The sequence below is a fragment of the Rugamonas aquatica genome (assembly GCF_009380215.1).
Classification (GTDB): domain Bacteria; phylum Pseudomonadota; class Gammaproteobacteria; order Burkholderiales; family Burkholderiaceae_D; genus Rugamonas; species Rugamonas aquatica_B.
In genome coordinates this window covers 751,960-776,952 of record NZ_WHUG01000002.1, presented here as the reverse complement: position 1 = coordinate 776,952, position 24,993 = coordinate 751,960, and the positions used below count along the sequence as shown (strand labels likewise).

The window sequence follows — 24,993 nt, the reverse complement described above, 5'->3', positions numbered from 1 at the left end:
ACGGCGAGACTTATTGTGAAGTGATGTCGGCGTCTTCGCCGGTACCGCCGGGCTTGCCGTCACGGCCCAGCGAAGTAATGTCGAACTCAGCCTTGGCGCCCGGCGCCTTGTACACATACGGGTGGCCCCACGGGTCCGGCGGCACGCCCTTCTTCAGGTAGGGGCCGTTCCACTTGGCGCCCGCCGTGGCCGGCGCGACCAGCAATGCGCCCAGGCCTTCGTCGGTGGTCGGGTAGCGGCCCACATCCAGGCGGTAGGTGTCCAGCGATTTTTCAAACGCCTCGATCTGCGCCTTGGCGATGGTCACTTCCGACTTGCCCAGCTGGGCGAAGTACTTGGGACCGACATACGCCGCCAGCAAACCGATGATCACGATAACGACCAGCAATTCCAGCAGGGTAAAGCCGCCAGCCTTGTGAGCTGCGGTCTGACGGTGATTCTTTGCAACTTCCATCCGAACGACTCCTTAATGCGCAACACGCCTACTGGCAAGAAGTCAGAGGCTACCATGCGGTTTGCATAGCAGACAACCTTTTCTTGCAAGCGTGCCGGGAGAGTGCGACGGTTTCAATTCAAGCGGCCCTGGCCAGCGGCGTCCACGGCTGGTCGAACAGGTGCAGCGCCATGCCGCGCGCGATGGCGTGGGCACGGTTGGACACGCCCAGCAGGCGGTACAGCCGCTGCAGATGGTTTTTCACCGTCAGGCCGCTGATGCCGAGGATCAGGCCGATTTCCTCGTTGCTCTTGCCCTCGCGCACCCAGTGCAGGATTTCCAGTTCGCGCGCGCTGACCGGCCGCGCCAGCGCGCCGGCGCGGGCCTGGCGCTGCTGCTGGCCGACGCGTTGCAGCGTCAGGTGCAGATACGGCAGCAGCAGTTCGAGGAAGTAGGCGTGGCGCGGACGCGGGCGATGCGGCAGGCCGAACAGCACGAAGAAGGTTGCGCCGCCCGGCAGGCGCTCGGTGCCGTGGATCAGCAGATTGTCCAGGCCCAGCTCGCGCAGCTCGTCGAGGAAAGGCGCCAGTGGCTGGCGCGCGCCGCCGTCCTGTCCGGCGCCGGTGGCGTCCAGCATGGCCGGCAGGCGCTGGCCATCGCGGCAGTGGCGGGCCAGCCGCAGCGCCAGGCCGTCGGACTTGTCGCCCAGGCGGGACAGCAGGCCGGCGTCGAGCACCGTGCTGTGCATGCATTCGACGTGCTGCACCTCGTCCTGCGCGCCGAACTGCAGGCACACCATGATGCGATGTGGCAGCAGCGCCTGGAACTGGCCCTGGGTCCACAGGCAGAACTGGCGGGCCTGGCGCAGCGGCAGCACCGCTTCGATCGCGTGCAGCAGGTATTCCTGCTCCGTCTTGCTGAGGATGATCAATGGCTCCATCGTCAGGCCCGCGCCGCCTCATGGACCGCCCGACCGCCCTGCTCCCAGGCGACGAAGCGGTAGCCGCTGCCGCGCACGGTTTCGATGTGCTCCTGGTGGCCGCTGGGCTGCAGCGCGCTGCGCAGGCGGCCGACGTGGGCGTCCACGGTGCGCTCGTCGAGGTAGACGGCGTTGCCCCACACCTGGTCGAGCAGATGGGCGCGGCTGTGGACCCGCTCCGGATGGTTCATCAGGAAGTTGAGCAGCTTGAATTCGACCCGGCCCATGGCCAGCTCGCGCGCGCCGGCGGTCACGCGCAGCGTGTGCGGATCGAGCCGCAGGCCGGCCATCTGCACGGCGTCGGCCGCTTGCGGCGCGGCCGGGGCTTGCAGGCGGCGCAGCAGCGCGTGCACGCGGGCCACCATCTCGCGCGGGCTGAAGGGCTTGGTCATGTAGTCGTCGGCGCCGCTTTCCAGCGCCATGATCTTGTCCGGCTCGCCGCAGCGGGCCGTCACCATGATGATGGGCAGGTCGCGCGTGCTGAGGTGTCCGCGCAGGCGGCGGATCAGCGACAGGCCGGACTGGCCGGGCAGGTTCCAGTCGGTCATCAGCATCGTCGGCAGGCTGTCTTCCAGCATCAGCAGCGCGCTTTCGGCGTCGCGCGCGCGGCTGACGGTGTGCCCCGCCATGCTCAGGTTCAGGGCAATGAGTTCCTGGATCGCAGGCTCGTTTTCAATGACAAGGATATGGGCGGGTCGCATGGCAAATCCGTGTAAAGGAAGCACTATGCAACAAGCAATCTGGCATTACTAATATGATTTCCATCGCGGATTTATAGTTTCGCGATATATATCCCGTGCCCGCCTGCGTTAGCGGCGATTTAGAAGCGGCGGTCTAAACGCAAAAAACGACACCCGCAGGTGTCGTTTTTTTGCAGCCATTAATTGGCAGCGATTAAGCTCAGGCGGCGAGCTTGCGGCGGCGGGCCACGCCGACCAGCACCAGGCCGGCGCCCAGCATGGCCCAGCTCGACGGCTCCGGTACTGCGCTGATGCTGGCGATCGTGCTGTCGGTGATGTCCGACGTCACGACGCCGGCGCCGGCGGTCGGCACCCAGCTGAACGACATCAGGCTGCCGTCCAGCTGGTTGTAGTTGCCCAGCGCCGTGGTGCGGTCCGCGCCGTACAGCGACACGGCGAACTTGCTCTCGATGCCCGACGCCGCCGGGTCGGGCAAGCCGCCGAAGGTGACGTCGAAGCTGACCTTGCCGCCGAAGGAGATGGCCTGGAACAAGTCGTTGTAGCTCGTGGTATTGCCGAATACAAAGCCACCGCCCTGCTTCTGCACGTCACCCTGCAGCTCCACACCGCTCAGGTCGCCGAAGCCGTTCAGATGGCTGATGGCGGCGCTGGCGAACACAACCGGCGAGTTGCCCGCATTGAATTGCAGGTCGATGAAGCCGGTGTTGAGCAGCGACGCGGTGTTGAGTTCCACGTGCAGCGTCTGGGCCGACGCCAGGCCGCAGGCGCTCAGCGCCAGCACCAGGGCCGCGTTGCGCAGGGTCAGGGAGAAGTTTGGTTTGAACATGGTCATATCCTTAGAAATTGCCGCTGAAGACTTTGGTGGTGTAGCTGATGTTGGCCGTGCCCGTCTTGCTGAAGCTCAGCGCGAAGGAGACGGTGGCGCCCGGCGCCAGCGTGGCGGCGTTGACCGTGATGTAAGGCGCGCCGGCATGGCTGCCGCTGGCGTTGCTCAGCGTGACGCCGGCAGGCAGGCCATCGAACTCGACCTGAAGCGGACCGGTCAGCGCGGCGGCGCCGGTGTTGGTGATCGAGAACGTCGAGCTGTACTTGCCGGTGCCGCGGTTGAACACCAGGCCGGTGGCGGCCGACTTGATGCTGGCGCTGACATCGCTGTACGGCGCGGCCAGGTTCAGGCTGATGACCACCGGATCGTGGTCGGAAGCGCGGTACGGTGCGGCGGTGTACTTGTCTTCCGGCTTGCCGTCGGTGTTGTAGTCGATCACGGTCGGCTCGTCGGCGTTGTTATGCCATTCGGCGGCGTCGGCCACCGAGGCAGTCAGTGCCGGGCTGGCCAGCGCGTGGTCCAGATAACCCGCTTCGCCGTTGAAGACGAAGGAGTAAGGCATGGCGCCGCTGCCGCGCACGAAGCGCTCCAGCTGGTTGACATAACCCTTGTCGGTGATGACCTTGATCGGGTCTTCCATGCCGTAGGAGTTGAAGTCGCCGATCATCAGCACGCGGGCGTCGCCGGCGGCGGCAGCCACTTGCGGCGCGAAGGTGTTGACCAGGCGGTTGGCCTGCAGGATGCGGGTAGCGTTCCAGCAGCTCTGGCCGTCGCCCTTGTCGGCATCGGCGCCGGAACCGCCGGGGCAGCTGCCCTTCGACTTCAGGTGGTTGACGATCAGCGAGAACTTGGCGCCGTTGGCGGCGACGAAGGTCTGCGCCATCGGCGGACGGTTGTTGACGCTGTCGGCGTCGGACAGCGCGCTGCCCACCATGGTCAGCTTGGCCGGCTTGTAGATCATCGCCACGCGGATGGCGTCGGTGCCGGTGGCGGCCGGCTTCGGCACGACCGCGTAGGTCTGGAAGCCGGTGCCCGGCGAGATCGCTTCATTCAGCGCCTTGACCAGGTAGCCCACCGTGTACTCGCCGCTGTTCTGGATTTCCATCAGGCCGAACACGTCGGCGTCGATGGCTTTCAGCTCGCCGACGATCTTGGCGTTCTGGCGCTTGAACTCGTTCAGGTTGTCGGCGCCACGGCAGTTGGACTTGCTGATGCTCGCGCCCAGCGAGCAACCCTGGCCGGTGCGGCCTTCGACATCTTCGCCGTTGGTGAAGGTGGTGAAGTAGTTCAGCACGTTGGCGCTGGCGACCTTGACGTTGCCGGCCGCCAGCGCTGGCGGCGCGGTGCGCGGATTGTCCTGCGAGAACACCGGCGCCACGGTCGGCTGCAGCTTGAAGCCGGCACCGCCGCCGCCCTTGGCGCCGAAGTCGACCACGCCGGTCAGGTCGGACACGGTGTCGCCGGCGCGCAGCGAGCCGTCCGCGCCCAGGTAGGGAATCGTGGTCGGGGTGACGAAGACGCCGTCGTCCAGCACGATCTGGCTCTGCGCGTTGGCGGCGGCCAGCGCCTTGGCTTCATTCGAGCCGGCGGCGTAGTGGTTGGTCGGCGCTTCCAGGCGGCCGGCGGACAGCGTCACTTCGCCGCGGTCGCCCAGGAACTCCAGCTGCGACACGGTCAGCGCATTGGTGAAGCGCACCAGCATGCCTTCGACCTGGCCCAGGTTGGCGTATGGCAGCTGGATGTTGGTCGGCGTGATGGCGATGCCGCTGCCGGTCTTGACGATGGCGGTGATGTTCTGCAGCTCGGTGTAGGCGTGGCCGCCGGCGACCGGCGCGTAGTCGGTCACGCTGCCGGTGATGCGCACCTGGTCGCCCACCTTGACGGTGCCGGTGTTGGCGGCGGTGGTGTAGACGAAGATGCCGTCCGAGGTTTGCGGATTGCCGTCGCCGAGCGCGTCCTGGATGAAGAAGCCGGAGCCGACCTTGGCCGTCACCACGCCTTCGGTGGTTTGCACGGTGCCTGCGTAAGGGCTGGTCTCGCCCGGGCCCTGGATTTGCGGAATGCTGTGGGTGACGCCGGCCGGCGCGGCCACGGTGACGCTGATGCTGCAGCTGGCTTGCTGCGACTGGTCGTTATCGAAGCGCACGGCGACCGGGTAGCTGCCCTGCGGCACGCTGGCCGCCACGTTCAGGCTGGCGGTGGCGGTGCCGCCGGCGGCAGTCGCCGCCAGGAAATTGACCAGGCTGATGCCTGGCACCGGGGTCGAGGTGATCACGGCGTTGTTGACGGTGCCGTCGGCGTCGGTGGCGCTCAGCTCGGCGCTGCCGGCGGAGCCGACCGCCATCGCCAGGGTGGCCGGGCAGCTGGCGACGATAGGCGGCGCGCTCGGCACGCTGCACAGGTGCACCGGCGTGGAGGTGTTGCGCGGGTTAGGCGCGCCGGTGGCGAAGTCGCTGCCGTTGTTGTCGGTGTCGGTGCAGCCGCCGTTGGCGCGCAGCGCGGCCGTGGTGTTGGTCAGGCCGGGGCCGTTCGTGCCTTCGAAGTAGCCGGCGTTAAAGCCCAGCAGGTCGACCAGCGTGGCGCCGCTCGGCGCGGCGCCGGCCAGCGCATTGCCATCGTTGACCAGCGCGACCTTGCCGGCCGTGCCGCTCATCGGTATGGTGCCGATGCTGTCCGGGCTCAGCGCGCTGCCGGAGCCGGTGCCGGCCGCTTCCTGCACCAGGTAGTACTGGCCCGGCTGCAGCACCGGATTGCCGGTGATCTTGGTCACTTGCCACGACGAGCCGGCGGCGCTGGCGTACTGCACGCTCCAGCCGCTCAGGCTGACCGGCGCATCGCTGCGGTTGAACAGTTCGATGAAGTCGTTCTTGATGGTGGCGCCGGAGTTGCCGCCGCCGCCGTACACCTGGCTGATCACAACCGGCGATGCGCCTAAGGCCGGCGCCGACAGGCCCGCCATCAGGGCGGCGGCGATGATGGTGCGCCGGCCCGGCGTAGCGGCAGCCTGGGCTTGAGGCGAGTGGGTAGTTTTTTTCATGAGTGGGTCCTGGGTGGAAAAAGGTCGGCGCGGCATTCTTAACAAAATGATTTCAAACATTGCATTTTGCATATTAAGCCGCCGGCTTGACGCCTTGATGACATGCCCTTAGTCCGTTCGGACTAAGGAAAGGTTCGATCGCGTGCCCAGGTTTTTCTCGCATATCCGCGCAACGCGTGCTAGGATTACTTATATGCAATTGAAATTGCATAATGGTAAGTTGATGGCCTGACCCGGCCGGTACCGCCGCCCTCCTTCCCAAGCCGTGGCGCATGGAGCGAGCATCATGAAGATCCTACGTATCGCTGTCATCATTTACGCCTTGTCGCCGCCGTGGGCGGCCCTGGCTGTCGACCTGCTGCCGTCGCCAGCGTCGCAATACGGCAGCTGCGCGCTGACGGCCCCGCCACTGCAAGACGCCAAGCCCCGCAAGAAACCCGGCCAGCCGCCCGCCGCGCCGCGCAAGCCGCGCAACAAGATCGACATCAACTGGATTTCCGATCCCTGCAATCTGGTGGACGCCGAGCGCCAGGACGAGGAAGCGCGCAACGACGGCATGTCGGCCACGCAAAGACTGGTGCTGTATGAGGATGCGATGGAATGGAATCGTCACCGGACCGGCACGGACCAGCCGGAACTGTGGTGGCCGATCGCGCCGCCCTCGGGAACGCGCTACGGCGATGGCGGCAGCATGAACTCCAGCGGCCGGTTGGCGTCCGCTGCGGCGCCAGCGCCGCCGTTCGGCCGCGGCGAAAGACAGTTATTGCTGGAACAGGGACAGTCCCTGCCCGCCGTGCCGGAGCCGTCCGCGTATGGACTATGGCTGGCGGGCCTGGCGCTGCTGGCCGTGGCCGCGCGCCGCCGGGCTCAGTGGCGGTAAGGCGTGGCCAGCGGCTCGCCGATGAACACGCCCTGGGCCGGCCAGGCCACGCTTTTCCAGTAAGCCTCGATCGCGCTATAGCCGCGCAGGTATTGCGACAGCAGCACCGTCGAGTTGGGGAATTTCTGCCAATGGTTGCACGGCTCGCTGACGGTGCCGTAGCTGGCCGTGGCGCCCGCCTCCAGCCAGCGCAGGCTGCTCATCTGCCCGCCTTCCGCCAACAGGTCGCCGCCAACCGAGGTCAGGTGGTCGGCCAGCGCGCCCGGCGCAAACTTCAGCGTCTGCAGCTTGGGCACGTGCGTCAGGCCGGTTTCATAGACGATGATGTCGTTGACGTCCTCGATGCTGTCGGCCTGCAAGGTCTTGATGGTCAGCTTCTTCGACGCCACGCCGCCGGAACGGGGGAAGAAGCGCGCGCGGCTGCTGCGCGCGGCATCGCTGGTGTTGAGGAAGTAGGCGGTGGCGGTGGGCGTGGTGAAGCCGGCCAGCACGCCACGGTCGATCAGCGCCTTCGACGCCTCCACCGAGTCGGTCGGCAGCAGCATGGAGATGCGCATCTGGTAGTCGGTGTAGGGCTTGCCCGTCGGCGCATTGAAATAAGTGCTGGGCTTGCTCGGGGCGCAGGTCTTGACGCACAGGCCGCTGTCCAGGCCCAGCGTGTAGGCCGAGGTCAGCGAATTGCACTCGACCGCATAGGGCGCGGTCCAGACCATCAGCACCGCCTGGATCTCGGGGCCCAGCTTGGCGTCGATCTGCGCCTTCAGCGCCTCGAACTGCGCGGCGTCGAGCTTGTGCGGCCGGTGCGGGATATGCACGTGCACCATGTTGGCGGCCGGGATGTTGCGCGCCTTGCGGTAGTACTCGCCGAGTTCGACGCTGTTGGACTCGTCGTCGTTGATGACCACCGCCAGCTGGGCGGCGCTGAGGCCGGCCTGACGCGCGGTTTGTGCCTGGGCGGCGCCGGAAAACACCAGCACGGCGGCCAGCAAAAGGAAGAAGTGTCGCAAGTGGTTCGATCGCAAGGATTAAAAAAAACGGAAGCGGCAGCTTCCGTTTGAATTATAGCGCCATTGTCAGGCTTTGCGACGCCGCGCCAGCCAGCCCAGTACGCCAACGCCGCCGAACAGCATGGCGACCGGCGATGGCTCCGGCACCGAACTGACCGCCACCGAGCCGACGTAATTGCCGGCGGCGTCGTTGCGCACGGTGCCGTCGACCAGCAGGTAGTAGTGGTCGGCGGCCAGGTGCGGGATGCTCAGCGCCCACACTTCAACCACCGCGTCCGGCGCCGACTGCCTGGTGCCGTCGAACGAGAAACCGGCCGAGTTAAAGACCCTGAAACTGTCGAACGCGGCGCCGCCCAGGCCCATGTCGACCATGCTCAGGCTGGCGACGAACGCCCCCAGCGACTGGCCCGCGCTGGCCGTGAAGTCGTAGCGGTCGTGGAATGTGTTGCCGGCGTTGCCGGCGCCGAACTCATGCTTGAGCACGGCGCTGCCGCTGCTCAGGTCCAGGGTTTGCACGCCCTGGCTGATGTCGGTGGCCTGCGCCCATGGCAGGCCGGCGGCGGCCGCCAGTATCAGCGCGGCCGTGACGGTTTGTGTACGTTTCATAGATCACCTCCCTTGAAAAGGCTGCTGCGGCTTGCGCTGCCGCCGGTTGCTCCACACTGCCAATCGATCCTAGCATGGCTGAAATGACAGCATTGAGCATCGGTCAATCGCGCGTGGCCGCGCCCGCCAGGCACGCGCGCAGCCACGGCGCGGGCGCCGAGAGGGAAAATCAGGGGGAGGCAGAGCGCGTAGGATGCTGCCTACGCCAAGACGGGAAAACGGCGGCCGCGCTTTGTCAGCAGGGGCCGCCGCGGTAGCGCATCAGGCGCGCTGGTAGACGTCTTCCAGGCGGACGATGTCGTCCTCGCCCAGGTAGCTGCCGGACTGGACTTCAATCAGGTGCAGCGGCAGCTTGCCCGGATTTTCCAGGCGGTGCGTGGTGCCGATCGGGATGTAGGTCGATTCATTCTCGGTCAGCAGCGTCACCTTGTCGCCGCAGGTCACGCGGGCGGTGCCGCTGACGACGATCCAGTGTTCGGCGCGGTGGTGGTGCATCTGCAGCGACAGCTTGCCGCCCGGGTTGACCGTGATGCGCTTGACCTGGAAACGTTCGCCGATGTCGATGCCCTCGTAGCAGCCCCATGGACGGTAGACCTTGGTGTGGTGCAGGTGTTCGGTGCGCTGCTTGGTCTTCAGGTGCTCGACGATGTTCTTGACGCGCTGCACCTGGTCCTTGTGGCAGACCAGCACGGCGTCGTTGGTTTCCACCACGACCACGTCCTTGACGCCGACCACGGCCACGATGCGGCTCTCGGCGCGCACCAGCGAACCGCTGACGTCGTCCAGATAGACGTCGCCGCGGGTGGCGTTGCCCTGGGCGTCCTGCTGCTGCACTTCCCACAGCGCCGACCACGAGCCGACATCGCTCCAGCCTATGTCGGCCGGCACCACGATGGCGTGGCGCGTGTGCTCCATCACCGCGTAGTCGATCGAGTCGGACGGGCAGGCGGTGAACGAGGCTTCGTCCAGGCGGCAGAAGTCGAGGTCGCGGTAATCCTTGCTGACGGCCGCCTCGGTGGCGCTGGCGATGGCCGGCGCGTATTCCTGCAATTCCTTCAGATAGCTGTCGGCGCGGAACAGGAACATGCCGCTGTTCCAGTAGTAATTGCCGGCGGCCAGGAAGCCCTCGGCCGTGGCGCGGTCCGGCTTCTCGACGAAGCGGTCGACGCTGTAGCATTGCGCGGCGGCGGCCGGCTGGCCGCTGCGGATATAGCCGTAGCCGGTTTCCGGCGCGGTCGGCACGATGCCGAAGGTGGCCAGCGCGCCGCCGTCCACCATGGCGGCGGCGTGTTCGATGGCGCCGTAGAAGGCGTCGGTGTTTTCAATCACGTGGTCGGCCGGCAGCACCAGCATGACGGCGTCGGCGTCGATGGCGCGCAGATAGTGGGCGGCGGCGGCCACCGCCGGCGCGGTGTTGCGGCCGACCGGTTCCAGCAGGATGCCCAGCGGGCTGACGCCGATCTCGCGCATCTGCTCGGCGACCAGGAAGCGGTGCTCGTTGCCGCACACGACCAGCGGCGCCATCATCTGCGGCCGGCCGTGGAGGCGCAGCACAGTGTCCTGCAGCATGGTGCGGTCCGAGACCAGCGGCAGCAGCTGCTTGGGCAGCACCGCGCGCGACAACGGCCATAAACGGGTGCCGGAACCGCCCGACAGGATCACTGGGTAAATTTTCATGCTCTGATTCGCTTATCTATCTTATCTGTTGATTCATTGCTTAGTTCGGTACGACGCTTGCTGCGGCGGTCGCGGGCATTGGCCCACGAATCGGGGTCGGATTCGGAGACGTGCTTCATCTCGCCGGCGCGGTCGACACTATAATCCTTAAACACGATCATTTCGTCCAAAGAAACATTCGGTAACACCCGAGTATATTCGAACAGTACGCTGCGCACTACCTTGGCGCCGGCGCAGATATGGCTGCCGTGGCCGATCCAGGTCGGGCCGACGATGTGCACGCCGGCTTCGACGCGGGTGCCGGAACCGATGTAGACCGGTCCCTCGATGGTCGTGCCTTCCCATTCGATGCTGGTGTTCAGGCCGACCCACAGGCCGTCGTTGATCTGGATGCCGGGCATGTGCAGGTGCGCCACTTCGCCCATCAGCACGCTCTGGCAGGTTTCCCAGTAGTCGGTCACGCTGCCGATGTCGATCCAGTTGAAGCCGCGCGTTTGCGCATAGAAGGGCATGCCCTTCTCGGCCAGCAGCGGGAACAGGTCGGAGCCGATGTCGAACGGCCGGTCCGACGGGATCAGGTCGATCACTTCCGGTTCGAAAATATAAATGCCGGTGCTGACGAAGTTGGACTTGGCTTCCTGCTGGCTGGGCTTTTCCTGGAACTCGGTGATGCGGCCATTGCTGTCGGTGACCACCACGCCATAGCTGGACACCTTCTCCCACGGCACTTCCTTGGTGATGACCGAGGCCAGCGCGCCCTTGCGGCGATGCTCGAACAGCGCCGACTTGATGTCGAGGTCGATCAGCGCGTCGCCGCACAGCACGATGGTGGTGTCGTCGAAGAAGCCGCCGAACTCCTGGATCTTTTTCATGCCGCCTGCCGAGCCCAGCGGCTGCGGCACGACTTCGCCGTCGTCGGTGGTGTAGCCCTCGAAGGAGTAGCCGATCTGGACGTCGTACTGGTGGCCCTCGCCGAAATACTCCTCGATCTTCTCATGCAGGTAGCTGACATTGACCATGATCTCGGTGACGCCGTACTTGTGCAAGTGCTCGATCAGGTAGGCCATCACCGGCTTGCCGAGGATGGGGATCATCGGCTTGGGCAAATCGTAGGTCAATGGGCGCACGCGGGTGCCCTTACCAGCGGCCAATATCATTGCTTTCATGGGATATTCCTATTCAGTTGCCGTGGTCTGCCAGCGCCACGAATCGGCGCACATCTGCTCAACGTTGCGCTGCGCCCTCCAGCCCAGTTCACGCTCGGCCAGACTGGCGTCAGCGTAACAGGCGGCGATGTCGCCGGCGCGGCGCGCCACCACCTGGTAAGGCACGGGACGACCGCTGGCCGCTTCGAACGCGCGCACCATTTCCAGCACGCTATTGCCGCGGCCGGTGCCCAGATTGTAGGTGAAGATGCCGGCATCGGTCGCCAGCTTGGACAGCGTGGCCAGATGGCCCAGCGCCAGGTCGACCACGTGGATGTAGTCGCGCAGGCCGGTGCCGTCCGGGGTCGGATAGTCGCTGCCGTAGACCGACAGGAATGCGCGCTGTCCCTCGGCGACCTGCGCCACATACGGCAGCAGGTTGTTGGGGATGCCATTGGGCTCCTCGCCGATCAGACCGCTTTCGTGTGCGCCCACCGGGTTGAAGTAGCGCAGCAAGGCGATGCGCCAGCGGGGATCGGCCTTGTGCAGGTCGCGCAGCATGTCTTCAATCATCAGCTTGCTGCGGCCGTAGGGGTTGGTGGCCGACAGCGGGAAGTGTTCGAAGATCGGCACCGAGGCCGGGTCGCCGTACACGGTAGCCGACGAACTGAACACCAGCGTCTTGACGTCGAACTTGGCCATGGTCTCGAACAGCACCAGGCTGCCGACGACGTTGTTGTCGTAGTAGCGCAGCGGCTGCTCGACCGATTCGCCGACCGCCTTCAGGCCGGCGAAGTGAATGACCGCCTCGATCCGGTGGGCGGCGAACACGGCCTCGACCGCCGAACGGTCGCGCACGTCGGCTTCAACAAAGTCGAACGTCCGGCCGGCGAGCCGCTGGACGCGAGGCTGGACCGACGTCTTGGCGTTCGATAAATTATCGATCACCACTACGTCAAAGCCGGCCACCAGCAACTCCAGCACGGTATGCGAACCGATGTAGCCCATGCCGCCTGTAACTAGAATTTTCGTCATAGGTTGACTTGTTCTGATTGCATCGTCACGGATTACAGTCGCCAGACTTTGATGCCCGCAGCCGTCAGCGCGTCCTGCGGGAAGGCGGCTTTGACATCCACGAAGCAGCCGCCCTTGATCAGTTTCTTCTGCAAGTCCTCGACAGGCAAGCTCAACAGTGCCTGATGCGAAACCGCCGCCACGATGGCATCCGCCCGCGGCAGTTCGTCCCACGCGAACAGACGGACGCCGTACTCATGCATTGCCTCTTCCGGGTCGGCGTAAGGATCGTGCACAAACACCTCGACGCCATACGTCTTCAATTCGTTGATCACGTCGCCCACCTTGGAATTACGCAAGTCGGCGCAGTCCTCCTTAAACGTCAGGCCCAGCACATTGACGCGCGCGCCTTTGATATAGCTACCGGCGGCGATCATATTCTTGATCGTCTGCTCGGCAATATATTTGCCCATGCCGTCATTGATGCGGCGGCCGGCCAGAATCACCTGCGGGTGGTAACCCAGCGTCTCGGCCTTGTGGGTCAGATAGTAGGGATCGACACCGATACAGTGTCCGCCGACCAAACCCGGGCTGAACCGCAGGAAATTCCATTTGGTCCCCGCCGCCTTCAGCACTTCCGACGTATCGATGCCGATCTTGTCGAAAATAATCGCAAGCTCGTTCATCAACGCAATGTTCAGGTCGCGCTGGGTATTCTCGATGACTTTGCACGCCTCAGCCGCTTTAATGCTGGAACAACGATGCACGCCTGGCTCGACGATCTGCTCATACATCGCCGCCACCCGTTCCAGGGTCTGCGGGGTGTCGCCCGACACCACCTTGATCACATTCGTCAACATGTGCTGGCGATCGCCGGGATTGATGCGCTCCGGCGAGTAGCCCACGTAAAAGTCCTGCTTCCATTTCATGCCCGAGGCCCGCTCCAGAACGGGAATGCAGATTTCTTCGGTCGCGCCCGGGTAAACGGTCGATTCGTAGACTACGGTCGCGCCCTTTTTCATATGCTTGCCAACGCTGTTGCTGGCGCCGATCAGCGGTGTGAAATCTGGATTATGGGCAAAATCGACCGGCGTCGGCACGGCCACGATAATGATATCGGCTTCGGCCAAAATAGCCGGATCATCCGAATATTCCGCAAATGTCGCCGCCGCCATTTGCGCGTCGCTGAGCTCCCGCGACGGATCCACGCCGCGGCGGCAACTGTCGACCTTGGCCGTCACGATGTCAAAACCAATAGTGCGCGCACGCCTCCCAAACTCCACGACCAGGGGCAAACCCACATAACCCAGACCAATCACAGCAATAATCGTCATACCACCCTCGTCAAAAAATGAATAATACCGCCGCCTTAACGACGACTGGCTTCTTTCAGCAGCAATTTGATAAATGCCATGTCTTCAATAAAATAGCGGCGAAACATGCGGCGCGGTTCCTGCAAAAAACGGTAGAACCATTCCAGACCAGATTTCTGCATCCATACGGGTGCGCGCTTGACGCGTCCCACAGCGACATCAAACGTGCCGCCCACGCCCATGGCAAACGGCACCTTCATCTGCGCCTGGTACTGACCGAGGAACTGTTCCTTTTTCGGCGAGCTGATCGCGACAAACAGCAAGTCGGCCCGGGCCTCCTGGATGTGTTGCACCACGCCGGCCTCCTCCTCCGGACGCCAATAGCCATTGCGGTATCCCGCCACCACCAGGCCGGGGTATTTGCGCTCGTAGGTTTGCTTGACCGCCGAGACCACCTCCTCGCGCGCGCCCAACAAATAGACTCGCCACCCCTTTTGCGCGGAACGCTCCATCAAGGCTTCAAACAAATCAACGCCGGCAACGCGCTCCTTGAGCGGCTTGCCCAGCAGGCGCGAGGCCCAGACCACGGGCATGCCGTCGACATTGATCAACGCGCACTCGTTAATAATACGGCGCAACTCCGGATCGCGATCCGCCTTGACCAACTTGTCCACGTTGACCACCACATGCTGATGCGGCAAGCCGGTTTGAATAAAGCCCTCGACGCGCTGCAGGGTGTCCTCCATCGTCAAATTATCAATTTGACAACCCATCATGGTAATCCGTTCGCTCATGCCATCTCCCCGGCCAGGATGGCGACGATACGCTCGGCCGCGCGGCCATCCCAAAGATGCGGTCGCCGTCCCTGCTTGCCCTCGCCGCGCAGAATTTTGCGCGCTTCGGCGATGATGGTATCGGGATCGGTACCCGTGAGGACATTGGAACCTTCATCCACGGTCACGGGCCGCTCGGTATTTTCGCGCAACGTCAGGCAGGGCACGCCCAGCGCAGTGGTTTCTTCCTGCAGGCCGCCACTGTCGGTCAGCACCAGCGCCGCGTCCTTCCACAGGTTGAGGAAGGCCATATAGCCTTGCGGCCCGACCAGGGTAATGCGCTCGCCAAGATCGATGCCGAACTTCTCCAGGTTGGCGCGGGTGCGCGGGTGCACCGGGAAAATCAGCGGCAGGTCAACGGCGATCGTCCGCAACGCCTGCGCCAGCTGCATCATCATAGGCTGGTCATCGACGTTGCTCGGGCGGTGCAGCGTGACGACACCGTAGCGCTGCCCGGCACCGCTGTGCGCGGTCTTGAAGGCATTGGTGTCGTAGCTGCCGGACTCCGCATGACGCAGCTTTTCAGCCTGGTAAAGGACGTTATCGACCATCACGTGGCCGACATAATGGATGGCGGACGCCGCTTTCCCCTCGCGCTGAAGATGGGTCACCGCGCTCGGTTCGGTAACAAAGAACCAATCGGAAATGCTGTCGGTGACCAGACGGTTGATCTCTTCCGGCATGCTCATGTCGCCGCTGCGCAAGCCAGCCTCCACGTGGGCCACCGGAATATTCAACTTCTTGGCGACAATGGAACACGCCAAGGTGGAATTGACGTCACCGACCACCAGCACCGCGTCCGGACGCTGGGCCAGGCACAATTCCTCGAACGCCAGCATGATCTTGGCGGTCTGTTGTGCGTGGCTGCCGCCGCCCGCCGCCATGAAAACATCCGGGGCGGGAATGCCGAGTTCTTCAAAAAAAACGTCATTCATGTCGCGGTCGTAATGCTGACCGGTGTGGATAATACGGAATTCAATGCTCCCATGCGCTTGCAGGGCACGCACAATAGGCGCAATTTTCATGAAATTGGGACGGGCACCTGCAACCAGATAAAGTGTCGGCATGGATCAAACCTTCGTGATATGAAATTTACATAAATACATCTATTTTACCCTGAGAGTGCCGCGCGCGACATCCCCTTCGCTTCGCCGTGCTAGCCGGGCAGCGGTTGAAACGTGATGACGGTACGTATTGTCGTCGTACCATGCACCGCAACGCTGCACGCGACTGTCGCGGTCGGGACCTTCCGGTCATAGCGGCGCGATATCCAACCGGGTCCGGGCTCGGCGCCGCCGCGCAGCACCGCCATCTCGGCCCCCTCGCAATGCAGGCGCAGGCTGGAACGCTGCCCCAACGCCTCGGCCCGCCCGTCATGCAGGGCCACCTGACAATGCTCGGAGAAATGCCAGTGCAGCCGCACCCGATGCCGAGCAGCACAACTCACGGTATCGGTCACGACGATACAATTGGCTTGTGTATCCAGCTCAACCTTTCGCCTGTGCATAACCGGATCGGCGAGGCGGGCATACCCGTCATGCTCCCCTTCCACGACCTGGAGCGCGCCCTCCGCGCTGTGCGCCAACAGTCGCGCCCGCGCTTTCTTCAGCCACATGAAATTACCGCCTATGACAGACTGGTCGCAGTCATCGATGGACAGGGTATTGTGCGCCGCCGTACTGCGGAAATAGTCGCGCCATCCCGATTCGGCGCGGTAGGTATAGGTCCCCGGGTCGATCAGGAATTCCTCGCCACCCAACGACAGCAAGATCGCCAGCGCATCGGCATGGCCGTGGGCGGCAATCGACAAATAGCCCAGCGGTGCACAGTCCATCACCAGCCGGACTTCATCCGCCCGGCCGAAGCGATGGCCCAGCAAAAAATAGCCGCCGTCAGGAAACGCCAGCCTCGGCGGCGCAGCATCGACGACCGGCAAGTCTTCCCAGAGGGCAGCCCCTGCGGCGCCGAACAGCCACGCAGTCTTCTCATCGAACCGGCCGGCTTGGCGCTTGAAATCGGCGCGTTCAAACAACAATGCGCAACTGGCCAGCAAAGAGCAAAACGGCGACCATCCAGGCTGATGCGCCAGACGCACCATCAAGGCGTCGTCGCCGTCACCGATCATCGGCATATGCCCCCCAGCGTCGAGCAACGCCGCCAGGAACTCCGCCAGCCGCTCCAGCTGCTGCGTATAGGCCGGACTGAACTTGATGCCGTTTGCGCGCCCTACGAGCAAGCACAGCAACATCATGTCCATCACTTCGTGTTGATAATAGACGGCCTGCTCACGGTTGACCCCATCCGGACAGTTTTGCAGCTGGGCCTCGCGCTCCAGCCCGCGCAGCGCCATTGCCTGCCAGCGCGCACTCTGCGGCCACTGCGGCCAGGTCACGCTGGCGACGAACAAACCCGCATACTCGCCAAACAGGTGGTTATTGGCCGACGAATGACGGGAAAAGTACCCTTGGATGAAGTCACAATGCTGGTAAATCACATCGAGCCACTGGCGCAGGAAACGCTGGCCGTCGACGCCATCGAACAAGGCCGACGACATCCCGCCCAATAAGTCCCAGGCGAACGCCCAGTTCAGCAGGCGCACCGCCAGTTCCAAAGCACTGCTCCAATGTACGCCTTGCGGATAGGGGCACTGATCGAACCAGGACTGCAACAAGGTGCGCACGCCATCGCGATAACGCTCATCGCCGCTCAGGCGCCAGGCCTGGGCGAGCGTGACCAACTCCAGATGGCGATTCGGCTCCCACAAATATTTGATGTTGCCTACTTGCTGTTCACTACGGTAATTGATCAGCTTTCCGGAGATCATAGGCGCGACGGTGCCGGTCTTCGGATCGCGGTTCCATTGCGGCGGAAAACCCAGCGGGGCGCCGCGCAGAGCAAACACGTCCCACTGTCCCGCCAGAATGCGCTCGGCTGCGGTGCACACGGTAGCACTGTCGATCATTGCCGGCGGCTGCGCAACGAAGCGGGCGCCGGAACGATCCAGATCAGGCGCCGGCGGACGTAGCGCCAACCCGAAACCCAAGCCGCCGGCCTTCATGCTGACCGCCTGCTTGACGCGCCAGGCGATCTCCGCCAAGCCCATGAGTCTCAGGCGGTTCACTTTCCAAGCCAGCGATGTCATGTCTTACGATTCCATTCCTGTATCGCGCGCGCCGTCGCGGGCACGCAGGGTTTAATTAACAAGGGTACAACTCCATGATGATACCGCATTGCAGCGTAGGAGCGAAGTCCGGTTGAAGCTGCGCTACCGTGCGCAATTGACGGATCAGCAAAGATGCGGCTATAGTTCCTGCGGGTCGATATTTCATATCCGTCAACGTTGGACAGCTGATCGCTCCATTCGCCACCCCACCTGCACACCGCCTTTTCCGAGAACACCCCGTATGCTCATTCCCGCATCGAAACACGCCTTATTTCTTTTCCGGCAACTAGTCCGGCGCAATCCTTATGCGCTGCAGCAGGCGCGTGGTCTGATTAGTCGTGAGCGCATGCCCTCAGCACAATTGCGTGCGCGCCAGGCGCGACTGCTGCGCGCCACCCTGGCAAGTGCCGCCCGGTTGCCGCGCTACGCCGCCTTGCCGCTGCCGCCAGCCGAGGCCGATGTCTTTGCCTGGGTGCGCCAGCACTATCCGGTGATCAGCAAGCCGGACTTATTGGCCGAGCGCGCCGCTTATTATCCGCATGGCGGGCAGCGCCGCCCATGGTGGCCATCGGGCAAGACCAGCGGCACCTCCGGCTCGCCGCTCGAAGTCTTCCGCAGCATCGCCTCCGTCATCTGGGAGGAAGCATTTCAAATACAATTCTGGTCCTGGGCTGGTTTTCGTCCGGGCCATCGCCAGGCCGTGCTGCGCGGCGACGAAGTCGCCGATATTCGCCAGCAGCGACCGCCGTTCTGGCGCTGGGACCGTTTCGGCCGGCAACTCTTTTTGTCCACGCGCCATTTAAACCAGCAGAACGCCCGCGCCATGCTCGATCAGATCGGCTCCTGCGACGTCGCCCTGCTACGCGCCTATCCGTCATCGGCTTACGAACTGGCGCGCGCCGCCGAACAGTTGAACCACCCGCTGCGCCTGCGTGCAGTCGTTACCGGGTCTGAACCTGTCTACGCCTCCCAGCGCGAGCAGATTGAACGCAGTTTCGGCTGCCGCGTATTCGACTTTTACGGCATGGCAGAGCGCATCGCCTTTGCCGCCCAGTGCGAACATGGCGCTTACCACGTCAATCCGGAATATTCATGGGTCGAAATCCTGGATGAACAAGACCAGCCCACCGACGATTTCGGCTTTGTTGTGGGCACAACCTTGCACAACCACGTCATGCCGCTGCTGCGTTACCGCATCGCCGATCGCGCCCGCTGGGTGCCCGGCGACTGCCCTTGTGGCCGCAGCTATCCGCGTATCGAGCTCTCGTCCGGGAAAGTCGAGGACCAGCTGTATGACCTCGACAATGTAGCCGTCAGCGCGTCCATTATTACCTTCGCGCTCAAATCCCTGAGCAATATCAAGCGCACCCAGGTCGCGCAAGTGGGGCCGGGGCAATGGGAAGTGCGCGTGGTGCCAGAGGCCGGCTTCGGCATGGCCGACGAGCAACGATTGCTGCAAAACTTCCGCGACTCCGTCAGCCCCCGGGTCGATGTGGCGGTACGTCGGATGGAGCAGATCCCCCTTCAGGCCAGCGGCAAATTCAAGTGGGTGGCGCAAGAGTGGTCCGGCGCCAAGGCTTTCCGATGAGCCCGGTCGTCTTGCTATGTGGCCCGATTGCGTTACCGGGCGTGGCAGCGGCCGGCGGCTATGAAGCCTGCAACAGCCGCACCATCGAAGCGCTGCGCCTGCGCGGCCTGACCGTCCACGAGTTGCGCTTTCCGCAGCCGCAAGGGGGCGCATGGGCCAAGCTGAGCGGCTACCTGCGCGGCTTTCTTCGCTTGTCGCGCCAACTCAACCGGACGCCGGGGGAGATTTTTCACCTGACGGGACTCTATAAACATTTCGCCCTGCCTGAGCTGCTGTTGCTGCGGCTGGCCCGCCGGCGCGGCCTGCGCACCATCTACGATATCCGCGCCGGCTCCATGCACCGCCACTATGCCCGGCTGGGACCGCTATATCGCTGGCTGTTCCGGAAAGTATTGCTCAGCGCGGACCAGGTGATGGTCGAGGGGGTCGACTACCAGCCCTTCGTACAACAGGTCACCGGCCGTCCCGCCTTCTATCTGCCCAACCACATCAAGGCGACTGGCATGCCGGCGCGTCAAGCCGACCAGGCCGACGCAACCTTGCGGATGATCTACGTAGGCCGCATCACGGTGGAGAAAGGCGTGGAGACAGCTTTGCAAACCGCGCAACTGCTGCAACAACGTGGCCTCGCCTGCCAGATCGCCATCGCCGGCAACGGTCCGGCGGCGTTGATGCAGCGCTTGCGCGCCGCCTATCCGCAAGCCGAGTGGCTGGGTTCACTCCAGTCCGACGCCGTCTTGACACAACTCGGGCGCAGCCAATGGTTCCTGTTCCCGACCCGGCACAGCGGCGAGGGGCATTCCAACGCGCTGACCGAAGCGATGGCCATGGGTTGCGTTCCCGTCGCCACTGACAATGGTTTTAACCGGTCCGTCATCGGTGACGCCGGCCTGGTGCTGCCGCTCGCTGCGGAGGCCGCGCAATATGCGGATGCCATCGAGGCCGCGTGGAACGCAGGCAGCTGGAGCACGCTGTCGCAGCGGGCGGCAGCGCGCACCAAAGAACTCTACTCTACCGAACAGGCGATTGCACGGCTGCATACGGCCTATGTCGACCTCATGAAAGCTCCCGTATGACCATATTATTTGCAGGCGACCTGGCCTGGCCGGAAACTGACAGCATCGACTATGACGCGCTCAAGGACCTGTGCGCCCGCGGGCGCCTGGTCGCCAACCTGGAAGGCGGTGTCGTGGCCGGCCCGGCCGAGCAGCAAGCCGTGCATAACCGCTATAAATTCAACCTGTATTCCCACCCGTCGGTGCTGGACACGCTCGAGCGGCTCAATGTCGTGGCTTGCGGCTTGGCCAACAACCATATCTCGGACTATGTCGGCGGGATTGACACCAGCAAGCAGATGCTCGCCGAACGCAATATCGCGCTATTTGGCACCCGTGTGCAGCCCTGGTGCCAATTCCATGCCGGATCCCGGCATTATGTAGTCTTTGGTGCCTGTTCGCCATTGCCGGAACCGCGGACCGGCGGTGCCGGCGACCAAGCGATGCTGTTCGATGCGCCGGCAGCGCTGCAGCTGCTGGCCGTTCTGCGCAAAGACTTTCCCCAGGCGACATTGATCGCATTCATGCACTGGGGTTATGAATTGGCGACGCTGCCCCAGCCAGCGGACCGTGAATGGGCACGCCAGGCGATCGACGCAGGCGTCGACCTGGTCATCGGCCATCATCCGCATGTGGTGCAGGGCGTGGAAGCCTACGGCAGCGGCGTCATCGCTTACTCGCTGGGCAATCTTTTACTGCCCCAAGTGGAATACCGGGGCCGCCGCCTGCACTACAAAACCCCGGCGGTATGCGAGCAGCTCATGCTCGAACAGCAAGGCGACAGCTTGATCGCCCATTGGCTGCAGTACGACATCGCTCAAGGAAAGGTGCGCCTGGTGCGCAGTTGCGCGGCTGCCGACGACGCCGAACTGCAGCGCCGGACCCCATTTGCCGGCTTCAGCGACAGCGCATACCGCGCATGGTTCGCCGCGCAACAAAAGCGCGCCGCGGTCAAGCGCGCCGGCCCGGTTTTCTGGAGCTACCGCGGCTGGGGCCGGATAGATTCCGGACTTAAATTCGCATTTCTTCGGGCGAAGTCGCTGTTGCGCAAAGCGGCAATGCGCAGCGGCCTGCATACGCCATACAACTGGTGACGCAAACGCCGGGCCATCGCAAAAACGGCTCCCGGAACCTGGCGGTTCGGGAGCCGTTTCACTAGCATTGCGCCTTATTTCGGCAACGTCACCGACATCGCCCCCACCGTCAATACACGCCCGGTCGGATTTACGGTCAACGTCAGTTTGGGATTCTTACATCCGACATCGAGCACGATCAAGAACTCGCCGGTCTTGGCCGACGCTCTGACATAGGCGCCGTGGTCTTCGACAGTACCAGGCTTGGGCGGTGCGCCCACCCTCGGAGCATAGGTGATGTCCGTGGTGACCGGCCGGATACACAGCGAACGATCAACGTTAGTGATTTTTACCACCTTGGTGGCGGCATCAACCGCCATCACTGCCGGCGCATGCATATTCCATTCAAACACGTGCGGCAACGGCGCTTCCAGCTTATCCAGCACGACGAAAGCGTCCTGCGCCCGCAGGTACCAGATTTGCCGCCGCGCGGTGGTCAACGCACCATCGTATGCGGCGGTGGCATCGCCTTCCGCATAATCGAGCCCGGGCGTGGAAGCAAACGACGTGATCTTGCCATTGCGCGTCAGTTGAACATTGTAAGAATCCAGCGCCTGTCCTTTACCGCCATCAAAGGTGATCGCATTGTGGGCCTTGGTTTGACGATACCAGTCATTCCACAGCGGCGACCCATACCAGTCGTACCACCCGGACTCAATCAACAGGCGGCGGCCGCCGCTGCTGATGACCAAACTGTTCTGGTCGCCATGGCTGTGGTTATAGGAACCATAGGGACTGGACTTGAAGTAAGCGGAGGTGCGGGCGCGATCTGAAATATCGCTGTGCATGGCCACCCAGCCGATACTCGGGTAAAGCGCGCCATTGGAAGGCACGGCGGTTTTCGATACCGACGCGACCGGCAACGGGTAAGGCGCCTGCAACACCGTCAGCGGATCTTCATCCCCGACCAGGTTCTTGACATACCATGCCGCCTCCGGCGTAGCAAAACGCGAGGCGTAGCCCTTCAATTCAGTCGCCACCGGCGCCGTTTCCTGCTCGTCGCCAAACGTGTGATTGACCGAACCAGGCGGCTGGAAGTGCATGAACGACTGCAGGAAGCCGGCCGACCATGGCTTATCGAACAGATTGACGCCGGTTGCCACGGCCAGCGGCTGCCACAACGTCAGCGACGCCAGCGCAGTGTGCTGGGCGTACGAGGTGCCGTTGGCGAAACCTCCTTCAGGCCCGCTCCATGGCGAGATGCTGTTGATGTAAGCGCGGAACGTAAAGTCGAACCAGGTGGACGCCGCCGGGATATCGCCCAACGCCAGGGTGGAGATCAATGCCAGATAACCCTGGGCGACCGCACCATGGGAATCGAAAGGAAACTGGTCCAAACCGCCGTCCGGCGTGTTGAAGGCTTTATACATGACGTCCATGCGCTGCTCCACCACCTTCAGCCACGCCGTCTTGGTAGCCACAGGCAAGTCATTGCCCAGGAAATCGATGCACTTCATCAACGCCAGCGGAATCAGACGCGCTTCCTGATCGTCATTCTCATAGCTGGTCGGACCATAGGGGCTGAGCGCAGCGAGCTCATTGCCACGCTTGATCGCCTCGTTCAAATAGACGCGATCCCCGGTAATGCGCCACAGCAAAGAAGATGCCTCGACCTGGCGCGTCACATCCATCATTGCCCATCGAATATTGGAAACCTGGACATTGCCAGCCGCAGTAGCAGCGCCGCTGGTAATCAGTGGCCAATCCGAATCCTTATACACGGGAACGGCCGTCATGCGGCGCTGAACCCCTCCCATCAAGTCCGTCAGGCCGGTACCCCGATCCGCCACCATGGCAGCGCTCCAGCTGTTGCGTGGCATCACGCTCGGTGGCAATGCCCGCGGGTGCCCTTTGGCCAGGATGCGCGCTTTGAGGGCGGCATTATCGGGTACGACGAACGGCTTGGAGGTGGCGTCGATGACGAAGGTGCGCGGCGTCGACCATTCCTGCGTCAAGGCAGGACGCACCCGCCACGAATAACTGCCGACCGCCAGAGTGGCGCTCGGCAAATACCAATTGCGGCCCACCGTATAGGTCTGCGGCGCCATGCCTGCTTGCGTGATCTCGATGACATAGTTCGCTGGCTTGGTCGAGTGCATGGCCCAGGTAAAGCCGGGCGGATTCTGCGCCTGGATTTGCGAATTGGTTGGCTGTGCCCGCACGACGTAGGCGGTGGTCGACGCCGCCCAGTCGGCGCGACTCGGCGCACTGACGGCGCAGGCCAGCAACAGCAAGGTACGCAGCAAAGGAACTGTTCCGAGTTTCATAAGATACCTCTAAGGATGAATTACACGGTCTCGTAAAAAAAACCAGTTCGGGAGCAGCAAGTCGAGCAACGGAAGAACGGCATGAATAGCTGCGCAATAGCGCGCGACGGGCATGTCAGCTGATGCTACACCTGTTTCAGTCGGATGGATAATTTTCTACGCGCAATCACCGTGAAAGTGTTGGCATACAATTGCAAGGAGTACCGAGAATTCTATCTGACTGGCAGAAAATGTCCAGCAGGAAATTACCGTTGTCGTTGAACGACATCAAAACATTACCGCACAGACAATTTCATCACCCGTCGGCGGCGCCAGGGCGGGAACTATTTCAATACCCGCGCGGCGATCGGTTCGCCCGGATCGCGCACCCGCCGGACAAAGCCCCTCAACGCACCGGCCGTGTACAAGTGCCAGGCCAGCAGGGAAAGCAGCGCTTCCCGCCCCTCCTTCTTACGCCACGCCAGCAGGGCCCAGGCCCCGCCCCAGGTCGCCAAGAGCGAAGCCAACAGCGTCGGCACCGGCGGCGCGCCCAGGCGCACGCCGATTCCCGTCAATAGCAAGACAGCCAGATAGATCACCGGCGCAGCAAACACAAACCAGCACGCCCGCAGCGCCTGGCGCGACCAGTCCCGCCCGAACGCCGCACGCAGCAACGTTCCGCTGGCTTCAATCCGCCCGATACGCCACAGGCGCATGAGCAACTGATAGGAATTTTCATTGTGGCCCGAGTGCGTCACAGCCGGACGCGGCAAGCGCACCAGACGCCAGCGTTTGGCCAACAGTCGCGCACCGAGCTCCGCTTCTTCGAACGCCGGCAACCAGCGATTGGCCAGATAACCGACCTGTTCAATAGCCACCCGGCGATACAAGCCGCCGCCGCCGAGGACCGCAACATCTTGCTCCTCCGACAGCGTGTCGTAGTAGGCCACGCGTAATTTGTCCGCCAGGTTCAGCACCTGGCTGTCCACCAGCTTGCCGCCCACCCCCGCCACGTCCGGATGTCCGTCCAGGTAATCCATGGCGGCACGGATAAAGCCGGGCACCAGCGTCATATCGCCATCGAGCACATAAATATAGTCGCCCCGCGCATACTGGTATCCAAGTTGCAGCGCCGCGCCACAGTTCCTGTCCGAGCTGGAGACAAACTGCACCACCCTGACCGGCAGGCCCCGTGCGATTTCGACGGTGCGGTCGGTCGACAGCGAGTCCACCAGTATCACTTCGGCGTCCACCCCCTGGACCTCCTGCAACGCCGATTCCAGGCAGGCGGCAATGTGCTTTTCTTCGTTGAGCGCTTTAACGATAATACTCACGGTTACGCCGTCGCGTGCGGTGG

General features: G+C 63.3%; 20 protein-coding genes. 4 read left to right on the top strand and 16 right to left on the bottom strand.

The genetic code is table 11. From position 1 onward, the window contains the following. Positions 1 to 10: 10 nt before the first annotated feature. The 5 genes from gspG to GEV02_RS07690 form a co-directional block, all read right to left on the bottom strand. On the bottom strand, positions 11 to 454 hold the full coding sequence (gspG, locus tag GEV02_RS07710) for a type II secretion system major pseudopilin GspG (RefSeq protein WP_152837455.1): 444 nt from the start codon (positions 452 to 454) through the stop codon (positions 11 to 13). 118 nt (positions 455 to 572) lie between these two features. Beyond that, positions 573 to 1,373: an XrtB/PEP-CTERM-associated transcriptional regulator EpsA gene (gene epsA, locus GEV02_RS07705; protein ID WP_152837454.1), complete on the bottom strand. Its 801-nt coding sequence runs from the start codon at positions 1,371 to 1,373 to the stop codon at positions 573 to 575. Positions 1,374 to 1,375: 2 nt separating this feature from the next. Continuing rightward, entirely contained in the window at positions 1,376 to 2,113 is a 738-nt protein-coding gene (locus tag GEV02_RS07700; protein ID WP_152837453.1) for a winged helix-turn-helix domain-containing protein, read from the bottom strand. A 199-nt stretch (positions 2,114 to 2,312) separates the two neighbouring features. After that, complete coding sequence (locus GEV02_RS07695; RefSeq protein WP_152837452.1) at positions 2,313 to 2,939, bottom strand: NF038129 family PEP-CTERM protein; 627 nt, start codon at positions 2,937 to 2,939, stop codon at positions 2,313 to 2,315. Positions 2,940 to 2,949: 10 nt separating this feature from the next. Next, complete coding sequence (locus GEV02_RS07690; protein WP_152837451.1) at positions 2,950 to 5,976, bottom strand: ExeM/NucH family extracellular endonuclease; 3,027 nt, start codon at positions 5,974 to 5,976, stop codon at positions 2,950 to 2,952. A 286-nt stretch (positions 5,977 to 6,262) separates the two neighbouring features. Here GEV02_RS07690 and GEV02_RS07685 point away from each other — a divergent pair, with 286 nt between their 5' ends. After that, positions 6,263 to 6,856: a PEP-CTERM sorting domain-containing protein gene (locus GEV02_RS07685; protein ID WP_152837450.1), complete on the top strand. Its 594-nt coding sequence runs from the start codon at positions 6,263 to 6,265 to the stop codon at positions 6,854 to 6,856. On the opposite strand, the gene GEV02_RS07680 is transcribed toward GEV02_RS07685, so the two are convergent. From GEV02_RS07680 to GEV02_RS07640, 9 genes are all read right to left on the bottom strand, one after another. Further along, complete coding sequence (locus GEV02_RS07680) at positions 6,844 to 7,863, bottom strand: TIGR03790 family protein (protein ID WP_235922692.1); 1,020 nt, start codon at positions 7,861 to 7,863, stop codon at positions 6,844 to 6,846. The two genes, GEV02_RS07685 and GEV02_RS07680, sit on opposite strands and share 13 nt — an antisense overlap. A gap of 66 nt (positions 7,864 to 7,929) precedes the next feature. Then, positions 7,930 to 8,469 carry an FxDxF family PEP-CTERM protein gene (locus tag GEV02_RS07675; protein ID WP_152837449.1) on the bottom strand — a complete coding sequence of 180 codons (540 nt, stop codon included), beginning with the start codon at positions 8,467 to 8,469 and terminating at the stop codon, positions 7,930 to 7,932. A gap of 261 nt (positions 8,470 to 8,730) precedes the next feature. After that, positions 8,731 to 10,146 carry a mannose-1-phosphate guanylyltransferase/mannose-6-phosphate isomerase gene (locus tag GEV02_RS07670; protein WP_152837448.1) on the bottom strand — a complete coding sequence of 472 codons (1,416 nt, stop codon included), beginning with the start codon at positions 10,144 to 10,146 and terminating at the stop codon, positions 8,731 to 8,733. Continuing rightward, positions 10,143 to 11,312, bottom strand: coding sequence for a sugar phosphate nucleotidyltransferase (locus GEV02_RS07665; protein WP_152837447.1), 1,170 nt, complete (start codon positions 11,310 to 11,312; stop codon positions 10,143 to 10,145). The genes GEV02_RS07670 and GEV02_RS07665 overlap by 4 nt, the downstream gene beginning before the upstream one ends. A gap of 9 nt (positions 11,313 to 11,321) precedes the next feature. Further along, complete coding sequence (gene galE, locus GEV02_RS07660) at positions 11,322 to 12,326, bottom strand: UDP-glucose 4-epimerase GalE (protein ID WP_152837446.1); 1,005 nt, start codon at positions 12,324 to 12,326, stop codon at positions 11,322 to 11,324. Between the two features lie 32 nt (positions 12,327 to 12,358). Next, on the bottom strand, positions 12,359 to 13,639 hold the full coding sequence (locus GEV02_RS07655) for a nucleotide sugar dehydrogenase (protein WP_152837445.1): 1,281 nt from the start codon (positions 13,637 to 13,639) through the stop codon (positions 12,359 to 12,361). A gap of 35 nt (positions 13,640 to 13,674) precedes the next feature. Next, positions 13,675 to 14,412: a WecB/TagA/CpsF family glycosyltransferase gene (locus tag GEV02_RS07650; protein WP_152837444.1), complete on the bottom strand. Its 738-nt coding sequence runs from the start codon at positions 14,410 to 14,412 to the stop codon at positions 13,675 to 13,677. Continuing rightward, entirely contained in the window at positions 14,409 to 15,518 is a 1,110-nt protein-coding gene (wecB, locus tag GEV02_RS07645; protein WP_152837443.1) for a non-hydrolyzing UDP-N-acetylglucosamine 2-epimerase, read from the bottom strand. Before wecB ends, GEV02_RS07650 begins: the two co-directional genes overlap by 4 nt. An 89-nt stretch (positions 15,519 to 15,607) precedes the next feature. Continuing rightward, a complete protein-coding gene (locus tag GEV02_RS07640) occupies positions 15,608 to 17,593 on the bottom strand; it encodes a heparinase II/III family protein (RefSeq protein WP_152837442.1) in 1,986 nt (661 codons plus the stop codon). A 262-nt stretch (positions 17,594 to 17,855) separates the two neighbouring features. On the opposite strand from GEV02_RS07640, the gene GEV02_RS32785 reads away from it, so the two are divergent. From GEV02_RS32785 to GEV02_RS07630, 3 genes are read left to right on the top strand one after another with little or no spacing between them, the layout of a single operon-like run. Then, on the top strand, positions 17,856 to 19,202 hold the full coding sequence (locus tag GEV02_RS32785; RefSeq protein WP_174999011.1) for a phenylacetate--CoA ligase family protein: 1,347 nt from the start codon (positions 17,856 to 17,858) through the stop codon (positions 19,200 to 19,202). Beyond that, entirely contained in the window at positions 19,199 to 20,278 is a 1,080-nt protein-coding gene (locus GEV02_RS07635) for a glycosyltransferase family 4 protein (protein WP_174999009.1), read from the top strand. The genes GEV02_RS32785 and GEV02_RS07635 overlap by 4 nt, the downstream gene beginning before the upstream one ends. Then, complete coding sequence (locus GEV02_RS07630) at positions 20,275 to 21,351, top strand: CapA family protein (RefSeq protein WP_152837440.1); 1,077 nt, start codon at positions 20,275 to 20,277, stop codon at positions 21,349 to 21,351. The genes GEV02_RS07635 and GEV02_RS07630 overlap by 4 nt, the downstream gene beginning before the upstream one ends. Before the next feature lie 74 nt (positions 21,352 to 21,425). Here the strand turns inward: GEV02_RS07630 and GEV02_RS07625 are convergent, their stop codons facing one another. Together GEV02_RS07625 and GEV02_RS07620 are read right to left on the bottom strand one after the other, a co-directional pair. Continuing rightward, on the bottom strand, positions 21,426 to 23,657 hold the full coding sequence (locus GEV02_RS07625; protein ID WP_235922691.1) for a heparinase II/III domain-containing protein: 2,232 nt from the start codon (positions 23,655 to 23,657) through the stop codon (positions 21,426 to 21,428). Positions 23,658 to 23,980: 323 nt separating this feature from the next. After that, positions 23,981 to 24,970: a glycosyltransferase family 2 protein gene (locus GEV02_RS07620; protein WP_328595750.1), complete on the bottom strand. Its 990-nt coding sequence runs from the start codon at positions 24,968 to 24,970 to the stop codon at positions 23,981 to 23,983. Positions 24,971 to 24,993 lie beyond the last annotated feature (23 nt).

Excerpts from the sequence above, each read along its gene's own strand:
- GEV02_RS07695 (WP_152837452.1), bottom strand. The coding sequence starts at position 2,939 with ATGTTCAAACCAAACTTCTCCCTGACCCTGCGCAACGCGGCCCTGGTG.
- wecB (WP_152837443.1), bottom strand. The coding sequence starts at position 15,518 with ATGCCGACACTTTATCTGGTTGCAGGTGCCCGTCCCAATTTCATGAAA.
- GEV02_RS07690 (WP_152837451.1), bottom strand. The coding sequence starts at position 5,976 with ATGAAAAAAACTACCCACTCGCCTCAAGCCCAGGCTGCCGCTACGCCG.
- epsA (WP_152837454.1), bottom strand. The coding sequence starts at position 1,373 with ATGGAGCCATTGATCATCCTCAGCAAGACGGAGCAGGAATACCTGCTG.
- GEV02_RS07650 (WP_152837444.1), bottom strand. The coding sequence starts at position 14,412 with ATGAGCGAACGGATTACCATGATGGGTTGTCAAATTGATAATTTGACG.
- GEV02_RS07685 (WP_152837450.1), top strand. The coding sequence starts at position 6,263 with ATGAAGATCCTACGTATCGCTGTCATCATTTACGCCTTGTCGCCGCCG.
- GEV02_RS07700 (WP_152837453.1), bottom strand. The coding sequence starts at position 2,113 with ATGCGACCCGCCCATATCCTTGTCATTGAAAACGAGCCTGCGATCCAG.
- GEV02_RS07675 (WP_152837449.1), bottom strand. The coding sequence starts at position 8,469 with ATGAAACGTACACAAACCGTCACGGCCGCGCTGATACTGGCGGCCGCC.
- GEV02_RS07640 (WP_152837442.1), bottom strand. The coding sequence starts at position 17,593 with ATGACATCGCTGGCTTGGAAAGTGAACCGCCTGAGACTCATGGGCTTG.
- GEV02_RS07630 (WP_152837440.1), top strand. The coding sequence starts at position 20,275 with ATGACCATATTATTTGCAGGCGACCTGGCCTGGCCGGAAACTGACAGC.
- GEV02_RS07655 (WP_152837445.1), bottom strand. The coding sequence starts at position 13,639 with ATGACGATTATTGCTGTGATTGGTCTGGGTTATGTGGGTTTGCCCCTG.
- GEV02_RS07635 (WP_174999009.1), top strand. The coding sequence starts at position 19,199 with ATGAGCCCGGTCGTCTTGCTATGTGGCCCGATTGCGTTACCGGGCGTG.
- GEV02_RS32785 (WP_174999011.1), top strand. The coding sequence starts at position 17,856 with ATGCTCATTCCCGCATCGAAACACGCCTTATTTCTTTTCCGGCAACTA.
- GEV02_RS07665 (WP_152837447.1), bottom strand. The coding sequence starts at position 11,312 with ATGAAAGCAATGATATTGGCCGCTGGTAAGGGCACCCGCGTGCGCCCA.
- galE (WP_152837446.1), bottom strand. The coding sequence starts at position 12,326 with ATGACGAAAATTCTAGTTACAGGCGGCATGGGCTACATCGGTTCGCAT.
- GEV02_RS07625 (WP_235922691.1), bottom strand. The coding sequence starts at position 23,657 with ATGAAACTCGGAACAGTTCCTTTGCTGCGTACCTTGCTGTTGCTGGCC.
- GEV02_RS07670 (WP_152837448.1), bottom strand. The coding sequence starts at position 10,146 with ATGAAAATTTACCCAGTGATCCTGTCGGGCGGTTCCGGCACCCGTTTA.
- gspG (WP_152837455.1), bottom strand. The coding sequence starts at position 454 with ATGGAAGTTGCAAAGAATCACCGTCAGACCGCAGCTCACAAGGCTGGC.